Below are 15,046 nucleotides of genomic sequence, written 5' to 3'. Positions count from 1 at the left end.
AATTTTAGGCGGTTAGAGCCTGACCGCCGCTCTCCTCGATCTTCGATCTCGCAGATTCGGAAAATTCCTTGGCGGTAATTATCAGTTTATGAGTAATTTTTCCCCCTCCAAGTATTTTATCAATTCCGATCTGTTCTGCATCGATTGTGATTGAATCACCTTCAAGGGTTGCGGCGCCGCAGGCCACAAGGTCATCTGCCATCTGGTCGAGCTTTCCAACATCGATTGCCTTTACTTTTGAAGCATTCTGTTGGAAGAACCCGTGCTTTCCGTTATGAACCTCATCAGCGAGCAGGAAGTGGGTAAACCTGTGGTCCCTGTGTCCTGCACGGCCTTTTCCGCCCCTGTTTCCTGCACCTCTGCGGTTTTTGTGTGTTCCACCGCCGCATGTGCGTGATCCGCGGTATTTTGATCTCTTGTTAACAGGCATCTCCGATTCACCTCATCCTGTAGAGAAGATTCCCGATATCGCTACCGTAGTTGCCAAGAGCGCCGCCCTGCTGGTACGTGCGCTTGATTGACTTGTATCCCTTTCTTGGCGGGTGAAGCCTGAGAACCGGTTTTAATCGTGGGATGTCGTTGAACTGGGCTTCCCCGCTGCATACGGCGCCTGCGAAAGATTCGATGCCGTCGTATTTCGAGTTCTCTTTGATGTATTCATCGGTAAGCTTCTCATCGCCGGTAAGACGTCCGCGTGTCTCAAGGAGCGTCGAGAGGATCTCGGGTGTTGCCTCGCCGTATGCCACGTAATCCTTGACTTTCCTTATCATACCTGTGTATGCCGGTGTGTCGGGGATTATTACGCAGTGGTTGACGTGGTGAAGGCGGAGCATCTTGAGGGTGTCCTTGATCTCTTTACGGGTGTTGACAACACCCCTGACCTGAACTACAAAGTACATTACTTCGACCCTCCGGTTCTTACAAGGTTAGACTCCTTGAGTGCGTTGAAGGTTGCCTTCGCATAGTTGATTGTGGTCCTCGTCTGGCCGTCTGCTGATGACCAGATGTCCTTTACACCTGCAAGTTCGAGCACCTTCTTTCCGATGTCACCGGTAACAAGGCCTATTCCCTGGGGTGCCGGCATGAGAGTAACCTTGACGCTGCCTGCTTTTCCTATTACACGGAACGGGAGCGAGTGTCCTTCTCCGCATCCGCATTCCCAGCTGCCGCAGCCTCTCTTTACCTTGATGATATTGATCTTGGCGTTATCGATCGCCTTCTTGATGGCGTTTCCGACCTGAACGTCCTTGCCCTGGCCGAAACCGATGTAGCCGTTACGGTTTCCTACAACTACGACACAGCGGAATTTTACACGCCTTCCGCTGTCTGTCATCCTCTGCACCATGTTGATGTCAAGTACGTCGTCCTCGAGGTCGGGGAGGAAGTAATCGACGATCTGTGGTTCCTTGATAGGCCTTCCGCTCTCAAGAACTTCATCAAGTCCGGAGATCTCTCCCGCTGCCACCTGTTTTCCAAGACCGGTGAGAGGAATCCATTCTTCCTGTTCAAAGGCCATTATTTCAGCTCCTTCATTATTGCATCCTGAACGGCTTCGACATTCTCCACGAGATCTCCTGCTCTCTCGGGAGCGTACTCTGCAATGTGAGAGCCCTTTACTCTCTCATCGGCAGGGAGGATATCCGGATTGTGTGGAATATCTAATCCTGCGTCGACCGCTCCTCTGAGTGCTGCAAAGACCTTTGCCCCGTATGTTGCACGGTGCAGTCCGATATCGAGAATCGCCGTTTCGTATCCCGCGTTGAATGCCTTTACGGCAAAGAGCATTCCGGTGAGGTATGCTGCGGGGGTGTTTGCAAGCGAACCCTTGTAACCGTATTTTACAAGTTCACTCGAGTTTGCGGCAACAAGTGTCCTGTCGCCTTCCATCTTTGCTTCGACAAGCTGGCATATGATGTGCCTGTTTGTCTTCCTGACAACCATTCTGGGTTTTCCAGAGAGGAGAAGCTTTAAACGGCTGTAGTAGTTGGTCTTCCCTTCTCTTCTCCTGCGGAACGAGACGAAGTACCTTGGTCCGGTTGCCATTTATTCCATCCTCCCTGAGATCTGCTCGAGCTGAGCCTTCATATGGGCTACGCTCCTGAACTGACCGCCTGCTGCCTTCCTGTACATGATCCTGTATAAGTGTGCGTCGATCTCGCCGGAGTCACGCAGTGCACGGAGCTCTCTCCTGATTGCACGGATCTTTTTGATCCATGTCCGCTTGGACGGAGTGCGTGCTCCCTTTGCACCTTTCCTGCTTCCCTGTCCCTTGCGGTGTCCGTATCCGCGTTTTTTGGCGAGTTCTCTCGCTCTTCCGCGGCTTACACCCTGGACGGGTTTTGCGCTGATTGCACCATCTTCGATGAGGCCCCTGATATCTTCGCGTGAGATTGCATTTGCAATATCCTCGCCGCGGTCTTCACTGAGTTTGACCCTGTGTACTCCGCATTTAAGAACTGCTGCTGCTATTCTCTTCTGGTTCTTAAGGTCACTCATCGCTCTTCACCTCTTCTTCCTCTGCGGCTTCAGCCTCTTCGACGACCTCTTCCTCTTCAGGTTCGGTCTCTTCGGTGGCTTCTTCCTCTTCGGAAACTTCCTCTTCAGATTTCTCTTCGGCCTTTGCCGCTTTCTTCTCTGAAGGTTTGATAACTTCCTTCTGGTTCAGGACCCTGAATCCGAGCTCTTCGGCTTTTTTCTGGATCTCCTCTCTCTTCTTGTTTCCGACTGTAGAGGCGATCCTGATTGCCTGTATTTCAGGGTTCAGGTTTTCCAGGTCGGCAAGGTTGTATACGAGTACATCCTCAAAGCCGCTCGGGTGCATTCCGCGGACAGCCTTCGGGCTTCCGTAGCCCGGCTGCGGGTGTGCTCCCTTTGCACGGTACCCTTTCCTCTGTTTGCTCTGGAGACCGCGTGGCCTTCTCCATGTGTCATCCAGTTTCTTCTTCCTGGAAAGACCCTGGCGCTTAAAGGACCCACGCTGGGCGTTTCTGGCCCTGATTAGTCTTATTTTATCTTCAGCCATCTCAAATCACGCCTTGCTCACAATATATATGCCATCCTGGAATACACGGGTGTCACGACCCCTGACTTTGGTGGCCTTCTCTATCCTTGAAGCTGTGGTTCCTACAAGTTCCTTGTCGATGCCTGTGAGTGTGATCTCGTCTCCGGCGATCTTCATCTTGACACCTTCAGGAATATCCGCATATCTCGGTTCCTTCTCCCCGAGGAAGTTTACGATCTCGAGTTTTCCGCCGATTTCCTTTAACTGAATAGGGAAGTGGCTGTATACGACCTTCATGCCGTATTCGTATTCCTCGTTGACACCGCGGAACATGTTCTTCGCATGTGATGCATATGTCCCGAGCATCGCATAGATCTTCTTTCTCTGTGATTCGGTCGAGATTATCAGCTCTCCGTCTTCGATTCTGATTGTGATGCCGGGGTAACGCATTAAACGCTCCAGAGTCCCTTTCTTTCCCGAGACAACCAGTTTTCCGCCGGTGATCTCTGCATTAACTCCTTCAGGGATTTCAATTCTGTTCTCTGTAATCATTCTTCTGTGTCACTCCTCAGTATACATACGCGAGAAGTTCGCCGCCGATACCTTTCTGGCGTGCGCTCTCGTGCGAAATGACCCCGTGAGAGGTGGTCATTATCAGCAGTCCGAAGTTCTTTGCAGGAAGGTACTGGTTTTCCCATTTTTCGATCTCGTCGGTCTTCACTGCAAATCTTGGCGAAATAACACCGCATTTGTTGATGTTTCCGTTGAGGCTGACCTTAAACTGTCCGCCCCTTCCGTCGTCAATCAGTTCAAAGCCTTCGATGTAGCCTTCCTCTTTCATGATTCCGAGCATCGAGCCGAGAAGTTTTCCTGCGGGCTCTACGATGCAGGAGGTCTTGCCTGTATCAGAGGCGTTCTTGATGGCGCTCATTGCATCTGCAATAGGATTTAATCTTGTCATCTTGCATACACCTCTAATTCATCTTCTTAAACCCGATCTTCTGGGCAGATTCACGGAAACACTGGCGGCAAAGCATTATCTTGTATCTTCTTACAAGGCCCTGCTTTCTTCCGCACATCTGGCACTCGTTCGCACCGCGGCCGTAGATCTTCTCAGGTGTCTTCTGGTTCTTTGATTTTTTCTGTGCCATTTCAGAGCACCTCCACCTGGTATTTTTCCGTCATGAATTTGACGGCATCTTCACGTGTTACTCTCTGCTTTGACGGGAGCTTCTTTCTCTCAATGTTCCGCCGTGCGATCCGTATTCCTTTCTTTTCAAGGATTACGTTTACGTCCATGCCGTAGATACCGATCATCGGATCGTATGACTGTCCCGGGAAGTCGGTATGTTCCTCTACTCCGTATGAGAGGTTTCCCGAGCGGTCGAACTGTGATTCAAAGATCTTGTTCTCAAGGATGCTTAAGGAAGTCTCGACGAAATCCTCTGCGGTCTTTCCCCTGAGATATACCTTGCAGCCGATGGGCTGACCCTTCCTGATTCCGAAGGCAGGCTGTGTTCTCTTTGCAATCGTGCGGACAGGTTTCTGGCCTGTAATCTCGCTGATGATATTTTCAGCCTTTACAAGCTTGTCACCTGATTCACCGACGCTCATGTGGACAACAACCTTGTCGATATGAACGTCCTGCATTAGGTTCATGCCTCAATCCCCCATTCCTTTACTGCAGGTTCTGTCGTACCGATAACGAAGATGTATTCTTCAATGGTGTCGAAGTCCTCGCCCGACTTTTCGTCTTTGAGGTAGACCCTGTTCGAAATGCTTCCGGGGATTGTATCGATCTTTGAGATTCTGCCGATCTTTCCCGAGTGGCTTCCTCCGATGATCATTGCAACGCTTCCCTCTGCGAACGGGTAGTGATCGGTCACTTTAAAGCGGTTGTCGCCTTCAAGTCCGATGACTATCGAGTCTTTGGGCTTGTAATCCTGTGAATCAACTATCAGGTTCGCACCGTAGCGAAGATTAAGCTGGATCTTTCCGCCCTTTACGATCGTCTTGTTCTCGACCTTGCAGAGGCGTGTCTTTGCATCATCTGCTGAGATGGGTATCGATACATAGTCTCCCTTCTTGTCGCGGAGAATCCTGTAATACTTGTCAACCTTCGGGATAGAGATGATGTCGAAGACGCCTATTCCAAGCTTCGAGTCCGTGCACGGGACTCCGTTGAGGATTACCGAACGTTCCTTGAGGATCTTCTTTACTTCCTTCATGTTGAGAGCTAAGCCCATGTGGTCCCTTAACCAGACCGCCATCGGCATCGAGTTCCTGTTGTGGGGGCCCGGTGCGGTCTTGATGACGAATTTATTCTCTTTCTTCGCGATACGCCATCCCGTAGGCGAAGTGAGTCTCTTCATATGATTTGACATTAGTTTCCGGCCTCCAGTCTCTCTTCACGCTTTTTATCATCGAGTTTGAGCTTTGTAATCGTCACGCTCGATGCGTATACGGGTCTCGGGACCTCGGTTCCGTCGACTTTTGTAACGGATACGCCGTGAACGATGACTGTTCCCTTCTCGGTGTCGACACCGTCGACGACTCCTTCCTCGCCCCTGAAGTCTCCTCTCTGGACCTTTACAGTGTCACCGACTACAATACGGCAGCTCTTTTTGCCGTATTTTTCCTGTAAGTCCGATGCGAGAGCAGCGTTCAGGAACTTTCCGCGTGCATGCAGAGGTGCGTTGTAGCGCGCTTTGCGCTGTTTTCTTGGCTGTGTACTTGCAATTCTAACCATTTCAGCTCACCTCATACAATGATCGTCGCCATGGAGCCGATCTTCGGGAAACGTTCGGCAACCTCTCTTGCAACCGGTCCTTTGATCTCGGTGCCCTTCGGTTCGCCGCGCTCGTTTGTGATGACCATTGCGTTGTCCTCAAAGGAAAGGCGCAGGCCGTTGATCCTTCTGATCTCTTTTTTCTGCCTGATAACTACCGCTTTTTCAAGTTTGCGGCGCATATCGGGAGTTCCTTTCTTTACTGATACTGTTGCCATATCTCCAAGGCCGAGCTTCGGCTGGCGCTTTCTTACACCATGGTACTGGTTGACAGATACTACCTGGACCTGCCTTGCACCGGTGTTGTCTGCACAGGTAAGTTTCGAACCTGTTGCAAGCGCTCTCGGAGTTCTGGACTGCTTTGCTTTCATTCCTCAGTCACCTCCACTACTACGAAGGTCTTTGTCTTGGAGAGCGGTCTGCACTCTGCGATCTTTACAGTGTCGCCGACCTTGGCTCCAAGACACGGAGGGTTGTGTGCGTGAAGCTTTGACGAGCGTTTTTCGTAACGCTTGTACTTCTTCACGTAGTGCAGGTAATCTCTTGCAACAACAACAGATCCCTGCATTCGGTCACTCACGACTTTGCCGGTAATCACCTGGCCGCGTACCGGCAAATTGCCATGAAATGGACAGTTTACGTCGTCGCATTCCTTTTCGGGAATGTTAACGTTTAACCCTATATTTTTAGCCATTATTTACCTCGGTTTTCTAATTCGCATGCTGATTCTTTTTTCAGGCTGCGCAACAAGCACCGATCCATCAACTCTTACTAGAGTATCATCTGGGAGATGCATCCTGAATACAGCCCCTTTCTTCTGCACTGCTTTGAGGCGGTCACCTGAGAATATTACAAGCATGTTCTTAGTCTCGTCTGCAACGATGCCGGAGATCCCGACCTGTGAAGGATTTGTGGATCTCTCTACCGCTGCCTTAAGACCGATGAGTTCATGCCTGCAGATATTCCCTGGTGTTATCACGCCTCTTTACTCCTCTTTGTCTGCTCCGTTTTGATCCTGGCGATCGTGCGCTTTACTTCGTGGATGCGACCGGGGTTCTCCGGTGCTCCTCCTGCGCTGACCTTGCCAAGATCCTGAACGAGCTCAAGCTCCAGTTTTGAGAGCTGTTCTGTCAGTTCAGCGTCACTGAACTGGCTGACTTCGGATGCACGGAATATTGCCATTCAGAAGTCCTCCTCTTTGGGAACATCTTCAACAGCTTCCATCTCGGCGTCGATCTCCTGTCCGATGATATCTTCTTCAGGGATCTCTTCTTCGGGTTCTGCCCTGGCAGGTTCCGATTTGCTGATTGTTTCAGGTTCTAAAACTTCGAAATGGTCCGGAAGCTGTGCTCCCGGCGGAACGATCTTTACCTGACAACCGATGACTCCGAGTTTCTTTATTGCAATTGCAAAACCATGCTCGACAATTGTCTCGCTGGGCTCTCCGGCATGCTTGATGTAGCCTTCGGTAAATTTCTGGACACGCGACCTTGCTCCGGTGAGCTTTCCTGAGATGACGACTTCGCAGCCAAGAGCTCCGGATTCCATTATGCGCCTGATGATGCTGGTTCCTGCCTTACGGAAGTACCAGCCTCTCTCCAGTGAATTCGCGAGGCGTTCTGCCATAATCTGTGCATTGAATGCCGGGTTTTCAACTTGCTGGACTTCGATCTGCGGGGATTCGATGCCGTAATCGTTCTGGAGATTTGATGTGATCTCGCGGACTACTTTTCCGCCCTTTCCGATAACAATACCGGGTTTCTCGGCGTAGATTGTTATCTGTGTTCCGAGAGGTGTCCTGACGATCTCGGTTCCGCCGTATCCGGCTCTTTTGAGCTCTTTGCGGAGATATTTTTCCACACGTGCAGCACGTACACCGTCTTCCACGAACCTTCTTTCAACTGCCATTACTGGGCCTCCTTTACTAGAATTTCAATGTTGACCGATTCTGCAAATTTCGGTGTAGCTCTTCCCATTGCACGTGGGAAGATACCTCTCTGCCTGCGGCCCCTGTTTGCCGATACATGGAATATCTCGAGGTTATCCGTGTCGAGACCTATGTATTCGGCGTTCTTCTCGACCGATCTTAAGAGCCTGAGGTACTCCTCTGAAGCTTTTACCGGGTATCTTCCGGCGTCCCACTTGTCCAGGCCTTTCTTGTGTGCAACATTGCAGTTGAACTTCTTGAACGGGATTGCCTTTTTGAGTGCAACTACGTTTTCAAGATAATCTATGGCCTCTGCTGTGGTTTTGCCTTTGATGAATGCGGCAATCTCGATGGCGTGCTTGGGCGAGATCGGAAGTTCGTTTGCTTTCGCACGGGCAACTTCATCGCCTTTGATGTTTAGTGAATAATCTGTCCTTGCCATTGCCATCACTTCAGCGGTACGTATTTACTGGATCTTGTTGCACCGATACCTGCACTTCCGTGAGTAACGCGTCTTCTTGTAAGGGCGAACTCTCCAAGGTAGTGGAACACCGCTTCGGGCTGGAGCTCTACTTTCACAAACTCCTTCCCGTTGTGCACTTCGATCGTCTTTCCTATCATCTCGGGCATGATTACCATGTCACGGAGGTGCGTCCGTACACGCTCCTTGCCCTCTCTCATATCAGAAATCAGCTTTTCCTGCCCCGGTGAAAGTCCGCGGTTGTATTTGCGGCGTGCCCTTGAAGGCATGATGGGGAGAAGCTCTGTAAGGCTCATCTGCTGAAGTTCTTCGATTTTGTAGCCGTGGTACGTAAATTCTTCTTTTCGCCTCGGCAAGCGCTTCTGAGTTTTCTTTGCCATATTTTTTCACCCCTTGATTATTTCCTTCCTGTGCGTTTGGCCGCAATATGACCGACCTTTCTTCCGGGTGAAGTGCCTCTTGAAACAGTCTTCGGCCTTCCGCAGTGCTGGTGTCCACCGCCACCGAACGGGTGGTCGATGACGTTCATGCAGACACCCTTGACTCTCGGCCACTTCTGTGCCTGTGACTTGACCTTGTGGTACTTCTTTCCTGCCTTGACGAACGGTTTCTCGCTGCGTCCTCCGCCTGCGACGATTCCGATTGTTGCACGGCAGTCTTCGTTGAACCACTTGTTCTTTCCGCTCGGCATCTTGATACCGACACGTCCGTCGTCGGATTTTCCGATAACCTGTGCCTGAACACCGCTTGCGCGAATAAACTTTCCGCCGTCGTTTGGCCTTGCCTCGACGTTGCAGACGTATGCTCCTACGGGGATGTCCTTAAGGCTGAGGGTGTTTCCGTTGCTGATTCCTGCTTCGGGTCCCCATGCGACCTTCTCGGAGACGCCCATCCCTTCAGTAACGAGCATGAACATCTTCTTTCCGTCTTCGAGTTCGACCTTTGCAATAGGTGCGTGGCGGGCCGGATCATGCTCGATGTCAATGATCTGTCCCTTTATTGTCTCTTTGACATTGCCGGGGTGCTTGAGCGACGCCTTATACTTGTGCGAGGGTGCACGGTATGTAGGTCCTCCGCGTCCGCGGTTCTGTGAGATAATTCGTTTTCCCATTTAGACCACCTTACATGATTCCGAGCCTGCTGAGGATCTCCTCGCCGGCCTTCTCGTTCTCGAAGCATACGATCGCTTTCTTCTGGCCCTTCATCGTCATCAGGGTTCTGACTGATTTGACGTTCTGGCCAAACATCTTCTCAAGCTCTGCAGCGATCTGTTTTTTCGAAGCCTTGTTGTCGACTATGAACTGAAGTTTGCCTTCATATTCCATGTCCATTGAAGCCTTTTCCGAAACATACGGGTGCTTGATTATCATTTCACATCTCCCCCAGTCTGTTTATGGCAGGCACTGTCCATACAGTAAGTCTTCCTGCCTGTGTTCCGGGTGCCAGGAGTTCTACATTCAGCTGTTCGACTGTTGTAATGTCTACACCTGCAAGATTCTTGCCGGCGCGAAGCTGCTTGTCGCCTGTAACGATAAGGAGACTCTTTCTCTGCTTGTAGCGTCTTCCACGGAGCTTTCCGCGTCCTGCACGAACCTTTCTTGAGTTCCTTGCACGGACTACATCTTCGTAGAGTCCTGCTGCCCTGAGTGCGTCTGCTACTTCTTTTGTTGATTTCAGGTCTTCAAAGGCTTCCTCGAAAACTACCGGTACTGCCCCTTCAAAGATGTGACCTCTTGCAAGAACAAGTTCCTCGTTTGTGGTTGCAGCGATTGCCGATCTCATCGCTTTTCTCTTTTCCTGCTTGTTGATCTTCTTTACAAGGATCTTTTCAACCTTCGGGGGGTGTGCCGCACGTCCGCCTACAGCCTGCGGGATTCTTGCTACACGTGAACCGTTCTTAATCCTCGGGACCTGTGCAACACCGCGTCCGCTTCCCCATGACTCTGCGGAAGTTTTTATTCCTGCGTATGGGTTTGTTCCGTGAGGCTGGTAGCGCATGCTCTGGATCGAGATTACAGCCTTTTTAATGAGGTCGGGACGATATTCCTCTTCGAAAAGAACCGGAAGCTCGATCTCGCCTGCGTCCTTTCCGTCAATTGTTTTTATCTGTGTTTTCATCGTCTATTTCACCCCTGCTTACTCATTGTGCTGACGAAGTTAATCGACGGTTCGCGGAAGACATGCTCTCCCTGGCGTATTGCCGGGCGAATCCTTATGAGACGCTTTGTAGGTCCGGGGATCGAGCCTTTGATCAGAACGTATTTTCCCCTGACAAGTCCGTAGTGGAGGAATCCTCCATCCGGGTTGATCTCTTCGGGGTTATTGCCGATCCTGAGGATGCGCTTGTTGAATTCGGTCCTCTGCTGGTATCCCATCTGACCCATCTGCGGTACCTGCCACCTTACGTGGTGAGGTGTCCACGGTCCGAGGTTTCCGATATGGCGCTTCTTCTTTCCGCGTGAGTGCTTGCGCTTTCTTACCTGAATGCCCCAGCGTTTTACTGCACCCTGGGTTCCCTTTCCGGTTGTAACGGCAGTTACATCGATGTACTGTCCGGCGTTTGCTACATTCTCGATCTCGACTTCCTCTCCCAGCTTGGAGATTCCGAAGTCGAGGCGTGTGCTGAGGTCTCCGCCTGCGATGCGGATCTCCATCAGTTCCGGAACTTTCTTCGGGACACCTGTGAGCTGTTCGGGCTGCGTGTACATTATTGCAAAAATGTCGGTTACAAAGCCGTCTTCGATGCCTTTAAGAATTTTCTCTTTCTGTTCTTCGGCATTGTGCTTCTTTGGGATCTGTGTAGCACGTGAGATGCTCTCGTCGATGTTTTCTGACCAAACTTCGGCGAATGCTTTCCTGCCGTATGTGTCGTTTGTATAGGCACGAATCGCGATGACTTTCATCGGCGGAATCTCGATTACCGTAACCGGTACTGAGATCTCTTTTCCTTCCGATGGACTGTTCTTGTGGTCATCGATCATAATGACATGAGTCATACCCACTTTATAACCTGCATAACCCTGAAAGGCTGGCTCTCCGTTGTACGAAGGCCATGAGTGGTACTTCGGTACCTGACTCTTCGCCCTTTTGCGCGGGCTGTATGCAAGTGATCCTCTGCGTGGTCTGGTTGTTCCAGGCATTTATCAATCAGTCCTGTTTATTCTTTGAACTTTTTTCCGAGAAATCCGGGTTTACGGATTTCGGCCGGACCAAAAAGGATTTTCGGTCTGCTGAATCTGAGAATAACCATAACTGCGGCAGACTGTAATGCTGTCTGCATTCGGCCGGGAACCTGCCTGTTATACAGGACGTTTTTCCTCTGCCTTGTCTTTCCTGTTATCGGAAATCTCTCTCTAAAGATTCTGACCTATTTGTGCGCTATCCCGTCGGATAAAGGGCCGAAAATTTCGTCCACCCTTGAGGCGCATTTATCAGATCCTACTTTGTCAGCCGAACAGAAAGCCTTCATAGGCTTTTTGTCCTTTCTCGGCAATCTCCGGACAGCGATTACGTTGTCCGGGCAACCACCGGGATTTAGGTTTCGCTGTTTTGAGGGCCGGTCCGGCTCTCGTTCTTCATGCGATCCATATAATCCCATAATGGGTTCCTAAATATTTTTTCTGAGATAATATAAATCTATTTAAAACATTCCGTGCGGGATGTAAAAGTGGTTCGCCGTAACAGGTCTGAGTGCGGATCTTTATATTATGCGATTGCGTTTGTAGATTGGCAAAAAACAATATGATATTCGTTTAACTGATGAAGATGTCCCCGTCTTCGTTGATATAGATCTCCAGGTCCTCTTTTATGTATCTTCCCCTGAATTTTTCAGGATTCGATTCGCGCATCTTGTTTATCAGTGAAATCGTATCGTACTGGATCTTGATGCCGGGCTTTTCGGCTTCCGCAAATATCTTTTTTACGGCATCGAGCGAATCCATCCCCTTCTCTATTGTACAGAGATGGGTAGTATCGAGCGTGTAGAGAAAATCGAGAGTTTCGCGGGCTTTTTTAATATTCTCCATCGCAGCCTTTTCAATGGTGCAGATATTTGCCTTGGACGTGTGTATGATATCAGCTATCTGCTGCTGCGTCAGGCCCTGCTTCCTGTACCTCAACACTTCTTTTTGCCTGTCAGTCAGTAGAGTGTCTTTCATCACTATGGTTATATGTTTTGATTAATTTAAACACTTTTCGTTAACCGATCGCATATTTCTGATATTTGCAAATATTTCAAAATCTTTATTATCAGACCAGATGAATCTTAGAATGTTCTCAAATTTGAGAGGTATAGAATATGGTAGTAAAAGTAGGAATTGCAAAACTCGGTAACATCGCAAGCGGTGTAATGGCCGAACTTCTCCTTGATGAGCGTGCAGATCGCGAGGACATGGAAACATTCATGGCCACAAGCGGAACGAAGCTCCAGGAAAAAGATATTGACCGCGTCGTTGAGAACATGAAGGCATACGGCCCTGACTTCTGTATCGTAGTCTCGCCGAACGGTGTTCTCCCCGGACCCAAAGGTGCACGTGAGGCACTTGCAGCGGCAGGCATTCCATGTGTTGTAATTACCGACGACATCACGACCAAAAAAGACGAATTTGCAGCACTGAAGGAAACAAGCTTCGGTTACATCATCATGAAGGCCGATGCAATGATCGGTGCACGCCGTGAATTCCTCGACCCGATCGAGATGGCGGACTACAACGGAAACCTTGTAAAGGTTCTCGCAGTAACAGGTGCATTCCGCAAACTCCAGATTGCACTCGATGAAGTCATTGACCAGGTAAAAGAAGGAAAGAAGGGTGCAGACCTTGTTCTCCCGAAGATCGTAATGAGCTCGGACAAGGCTGTCGAGGGCGAGTTCACGAACCCCTACGCATATGCAAAGGCACGCGCAGCATACGAGATGGCACAGTCCGTTGCCGGAATCAACGTAAAGGGCTGCTTCATGACAAAGGGCCACGAGAACTACACCCCTATCGTTGCATCCGCACACGAAGTCATGCGCCAGGCAATGCTCCTCTGTGAAGAGGCACGTGAGATCGAGAAGTCCTGCGATGGTGTAATCCGCAAACCTCACAAAAGCGACGGAACCCGCGTAGAAAAGGTCAAATTAATCGACAAACCCTGGTAAAATTAAAAAATATCCTTTTTTTGTTCAGGAATAAGATCCTGAGATAGATGTTTACATCAGTTAACCTGATATTGAAATATTGAGAAAACTTTACTGATGAAAATATTCTACATACCGGTATTTTTGGTATTAATATTGATCTGCATATCCTGCGGCTGTACGGACCCGGGTTCTGATACCCAGCAGGTCAGCGATACGCCGCAGGTGCCGGTGTTACCTGTTGAGACCCGGAATTATACTTTATCCGAACTCGAGGAATTTGTTATGAACGCATCCGAATATGCAAAAGAAGTAGGTATGGAAGAGGCTGCCGCAGAGTTCAATGATCCTACCAGCAAATTTGTCGACGGGACCATGTATATATATGCACTTTACTATAACGGAACCTATATAGCCCAGCCTTTCAACCAGAGCCTTGTGGGAACGAACGGATTGTCCGCGACAGACACCAACGGTATGAGATTTGTCGAGGCCTGCCGTGATATTGCAGAATCTGGGGGAGGTCCGGTTCTTTATACATACCCCAATCCGTCGGATAATATGACATACGAGGAAAAGCTCGGGTATGTGTATCCAGTCGATGATGAATGGTGGATAGGCTCAGGAATATATCTTGACGATCTTGTGGATAAAGCCAATGGTACACCTCTTTATCTTGGATACGTGAAGAATTTTATGACCGGTGCGGCATCATTTGCCGGGAACGTATCCATGGATGAAGCAATCTCGGTGTTCAACAACCAGAGCGGGGATTATTTTGATCTCGACAACGGGATGTATGTCCTTGCGCTGGATTATGATGGAAATATCCTGGCCCATCCTGCATACCCGGAGATCATAGGTGAGAATATCTATGATCGTGAGATGAAGTATGGTGTTAAAAGTATCCAGAGGGCAGCAGAGATCGCCCGTAATGGCGGAGGATTCATAATTTACAGTTATGATGGAACCGACGGTACAATTAAGCAGAACCTGAATTATGTCATGCCTGTTGAAAAAGATGACTACTGGATAATCAGTTCGGGTATTTCCAGAGATCTGCTCCAGTATTGATTATCCCAATCCTTTTTTTCCATTGAATCCGTTTTATCATTATGCAGCGCGATGAAGCCTTATCTCTTTTAAAGTCTCATGTGAGCGGTGAAGGTCTGATAAATCACTGTATTGCAACTGCGGCAGTAATGAAGGCTGTTGCTGTAAGGCTTGGAGAGGATCAGGAGAAATGGGAGATTATCGGGATTCTTCATGACATTGATTTCGAATACACAGGCGGCGACATGACTCTTCACGGTGCAGAAGGCTATAGGATACTCATCGAAACCGGGGTCCCGGAAGAGATTGCAGGGCCTGTGAAGAGGCACAATTATGAGATATACGGGGATTCGAAAACTCCTGTGGATACTGCACTCACGGCGGCCGACAATATATCGGGGCTGATAATCGCCTGTGCCCTGGTCAAAGGCGGAGATTTATCTGCTGTTTCAGTGAAAACCGTTACGAAAAAGATGAAGGATCGTTCGTTTGCGGCGGGATGCAGCAGAGATAGAATCAGGATGATCGAAGATTACATTGAGCTTCCTGAATTTTATGAGATCTCAATTGAGGGAGTAATGCTCGTTAAAAACGAGATTGGTCTTTCCTAACCTTCAATCTTGCTCTGCTTCTGATAATATAATATGCTGAGATGAACTGAAAATGAAAGCAGGAGA

27 protein-coding genes are annotated in these 15,046 nt (G+C 49.4%); 3 read left to right on the top strand and 24 right to left on the bottom strand.

Annotated elements, in window-relative coordinates; translation table 11 throughout:
* Nucleotides 1–4: 4 nt before the first annotated feature.
* The 24 genes from MPET_RS11150 to MPET_RS11035 form a co-directional block, all read right to left on the bottom strand.
* A complete protein-coding gene (locus MPET_RS11150) occupies nt 5–430 on the bottom strand; it encodes an uL15m family ribosomal protein (RefSeq protein WP_013330135.1) in 426 nt (141 codons plus the stop codon).
* A gap of 7 nt (nt 431–437) precedes the next feature.
* Nucleotides 438–899, bottom strand: coding sequence for a 50S ribosomal protein L30 (locus tag MPET_RS11145; RefSeq protein ID WP_013330134.1), 462 nt, complete (start codon nt 897–899; stop codon nt 438–440).
* Nucleotides 899–1,516 carry a 30S ribosomal protein S5 gene (locus tag MPET_RS11140; RefSeq protein WP_013330133.1) on the bottom strand — a complete coding sequence of 206 codons (618 nt, stop codon included), beginning with the start codon at nt 1,514–1,516 and terminating at the stop codon, nt 899–901. Before MPET_RS11140 ends, MPET_RS11145 begins: the two co-directional genes overlap by 1 nt.
* Nucleotides 1,516–2,043: a 50S ribosomal protein L18 gene (locus MPET_RS11135; RefSeq protein ID WP_013330132.1), complete on the bottom strand. Its 528-nt coding sequence runs from the start codon at nt 2,041–2,043 to the stop codon at nt 1,516–1,518. Before MPET_RS11135 ends, MPET_RS11140 begins: the two co-directional genes overlap by 1 nt.
* On the bottom strand, nt 2,044–2,496 hold the full coding sequence (locus MPET_RS11130; RefSeq protein ID WP_013330131.1) for a 50S ribosomal protein L19e: 453 nt from the start codon (nt 2,494–2,496) through the stop codon (nt 2,044–2,046).
* On the bottom strand, nt 2,489–3,022 hold the full coding sequence (locus tag MPET_RS11125; protein WP_013330130.1) for a 50S ribosomal protein L32e: 534 nt from the start codon (nt 3,020–3,022) through the stop codon (nt 2,489–2,491). The genes MPET_RS11130 and MPET_RS11125 overlap by 8 nt, the downstream gene beginning before the upstream one ends.
* A gap of 6 nt (nt 3,023–3,028) precedes the next feature.
* Entirely contained in the window at nt 3,029–3,553 is a 525-nt protein-coding gene (gene rpl6p / locus MPET_RS11120; protein ID WP_013330129.1) for a 50S ribosomal protein L6, read from the bottom strand.
* 16 nt (nt 3,554–3,569) lie between these two features.
* Nucleotides 3,570–3,962, bottom strand: a complete 393-nt coding sequence (locus MPET_RS11115) for a 30S ribosomal protein S8 (protein ID WP_013330128.1) — start codon at nt 3,960–3,962, stop codon at nt 3,570–3,572.
* Between the two features lie 13 nt (nt 3,963–3,975).
* The gene (locus MPET_RS11110) at nt 3,976–4,152 is read right to left on the bottom strand and encodes a 30S ribosomal protein S14 (RefSeq protein WP_013330127.1); all 177 of its coding nucleotides are present in this window, start codon (nt 4,150–4,152) and stop codon (nt 3,976–3,978) included.
* Nucleotide 4,153: 1 nt separating this feature from the next.
* Nucleotides 4,154–4,660, bottom strand: a complete 507-nt coding sequence (locus MPET_RS11105; RefSeq protein ID WP_048130831.1) for a 50S ribosomal protein L5 — start codon at nt 4,658–4,660, stop codon at nt 4,154–4,156.
* Entirely contained in the window at nt 4,657–5,385 is a 729-nt protein-coding gene (locus MPET_RS11100; RefSeq protein ID WP_013330125.1) for a 30S ribosomal protein S4e, read from the bottom strand. The genes MPET_RS11105 and MPET_RS11100 overlap by 4 nt, the downstream gene beginning before the upstream one ends.
* A complete protein-coding gene (rplX, locus tag MPET_RS11095) occupies nt 5,385–5,750 on the bottom strand; it encodes a 50S ribosomal protein L24 (protein WP_013330124.1) in 366 nt (121 codons plus the stop codon). The genes MPET_RS11100 and rplX overlap by 1 nt, the downstream gene beginning before the upstream one ends.
* An 11-nt stretch (nt 5,751–5,761) precedes the next feature.
* The gene (locus tag MPET_RS11090) at nt 5,762–6,160 is read right to left on the bottom strand and encodes a 50S ribosomal protein L14 (RefSeq protein ID WP_013330123.1); all 399 of its coding nucleotides are present in this window, start codon (nt 6,158–6,160) and stop codon (nt 5,762–5,764) included.
* Nucleotides 6,157–6,483, bottom strand: coding sequence for a 30S ribosomal protein S17 (locus MPET_RS11085; RefSeq protein WP_013330122.1), 327 nt, complete (start codon nt 6,481–6,483; stop codon nt 6,157–6,159). The genes MPET_RS11090 and MPET_RS11085 overlap by 4 nt, the downstream gene beginning before the upstream one ends.
* A 3-nt stretch (nt 6,484–6,486) precedes the next feature.
* Nucleotides 6,487–6,768 carry a ribonuclease P protein component 1 gene (locus tag MPET_RS11080; RefSeq protein ID WP_013330121.1) on the bottom strand — a complete coding sequence of 94 codons (282 nt, stop codon included), beginning with the start codon at nt 6,766–6,768 and terminating at the stop codon, nt 6,487–6,489.
* Entirely contained in the window at nt 6,765–6,971 is a 207-nt protein-coding gene (rpmC, locus tag MPET_RS11075; RefSeq protein WP_013330120.1) for a 50S ribosomal protein L29, read from the bottom strand. Before rpmC ends, MPET_RS11080 begins: the two co-directional genes overlap by 4 nt.
* Nucleotides 6,972–7,697, bottom strand: coding sequence for a 30S ribosomal protein S3 (locus MPET_RS11070; protein WP_013330119.1), 726 nt, complete (start codon nt 7,695–7,697; stop codon nt 6,972–6,974).
* On the bottom strand, nt 7,697–8,158 hold the full coding sequence (locus MPET_RS11065) for a 50S ribosomal protein L22 (protein WP_048131120.1): 462 nt from the start codon (nt 8,156–8,158) through the stop codon (nt 7,697–7,699). Before MPET_RS11065 ends, MPET_RS11070 begins: the two co-directional genes overlap by 1 nt.
* A 5-nt stretch (nt 8,159–8,163) precedes the next feature.
* Nucleotides 8,164–8,577 (bottom strand): 30S ribosomal protein S19, encoded by a 414-nt coding sequence (locus MPET_RS11060; RefSeq protein ID WP_013330117.1) that lies wholly within the window; start codon nt 8,575–8,577, stop codon nt 8,164–8,166.
* Nucleotides 8,578–8,594: 17 nt separating this feature from the next.
* Complete coding sequence (locus MPET_RS11055) at nt 8,595–9,308, bottom strand: 50S ribosomal protein L2 (RefSeq protein ID WP_013330116.1); 714 nt, start codon at nt 9,306–9,308, stop codon at nt 8,595–8,597.
* 10 nt (nt 9,309–9,318) lie between these two features.
* Nucleotides 9,319–9,567, bottom strand: coding sequence for a 50S ribosomal protein L23 (locus MPET_RS11050; RefSeq protein WP_013330115.1), 249 nt, complete (start codon nt 9,565–9,567; stop codon nt 9,319–9,321).
* A gap of 1 nt (nt 9,568) precedes the next feature.
* Nucleotides 9,569–10,315, bottom strand: coding sequence for a 50S ribosomal protein L4 (gene rpl4p / locus MPET_RS11045; protein WP_013330114.1), 747 nt, complete (start codon nt 10,313–10,315; stop codon nt 9,569–9,571).
* A gap of 8 nt (nt 10,316–10,323) precedes the next feature.
* Nucleotides 10,324–11,337, bottom strand: coding sequence for a 50S ribosomal protein L3 (locus MPET_RS11040; protein ID WP_013330113.1), 1,014 nt, complete (start codon nt 11,335–11,337; stop codon nt 10,324–10,326).
* Nucleotides 11,338–11,949: 612 nt separating this feature from the next.
* Nucleotides 11,950–12,354 (bottom strand): Tfx family DNA-binding protein, encoded by a 405-nt coding sequence (locus MPET_RS11035; protein WP_013330111.1) that lies wholly within the window; start codon nt 12,352–12,354, stop codon nt 11,950–11,952.
* Between the two features lie 140 nt (nt 12,355–12,494).
* Between MPET_RS11035 and MPET_RS11030 the strand changes: the two genes are divergently transcribed.
* From MPET_RS11030 to MPET_RS11020, 3 genes are all read left to right on the top strand, one after another.
* On the top strand, nt 12,495–13,337 hold the full coding sequence (locus MPET_RS11030; RefSeq protein WP_013330110.1) for a F420-dependent methylenetetrahydromethanopterin dehydrogenase: 843 nt from the start codon (nt 12,495–12,497) through the stop codon (nt 13,335–13,337).
* A 96-nt stretch (nt 13,338–13,433) separates the two neighbouring features.
* Nucleotides 13,434–14,390: a cache domain-containing protein gene (locus tag MPET_RS11025; RefSeq protein WP_013330109.1), complete on the top strand. Its 957-nt coding sequence runs from the start codon at nt 13,434–13,436 to the stop codon at nt 14,388–14,390.
* A 41-nt stretch (nt 14,391–14,431) separates the two neighbouring features.
* Complete coding sequence (locus MPET_RS11020) at nt 14,432–14,980, top strand: HDIG domain-containing metalloprotein (RefSeq protein WP_013330108.1); 549 nt, start codon at nt 14,432–14,434, stop codon at nt 14,978–14,980.
* The last annotated feature ends 66 nt before the right edge of the window (nt 14,981–15,046 follow it).

The organism is Methanolacinia petrolearia DSM 11571, from assembly GCF_000147875.1.
GTDB classification, from domain to species: Archaea; Halobacteriota; Methanomicrobia; order Methanomicrobiales; family Methanomicrobiaceae; genus Methanolacinia; species Methanolacinia petrolearia.
Note: the sequence above shows the minus strand (reverse complement) of the source record. Positions and strands in the feature narration are given on the sequence as shown.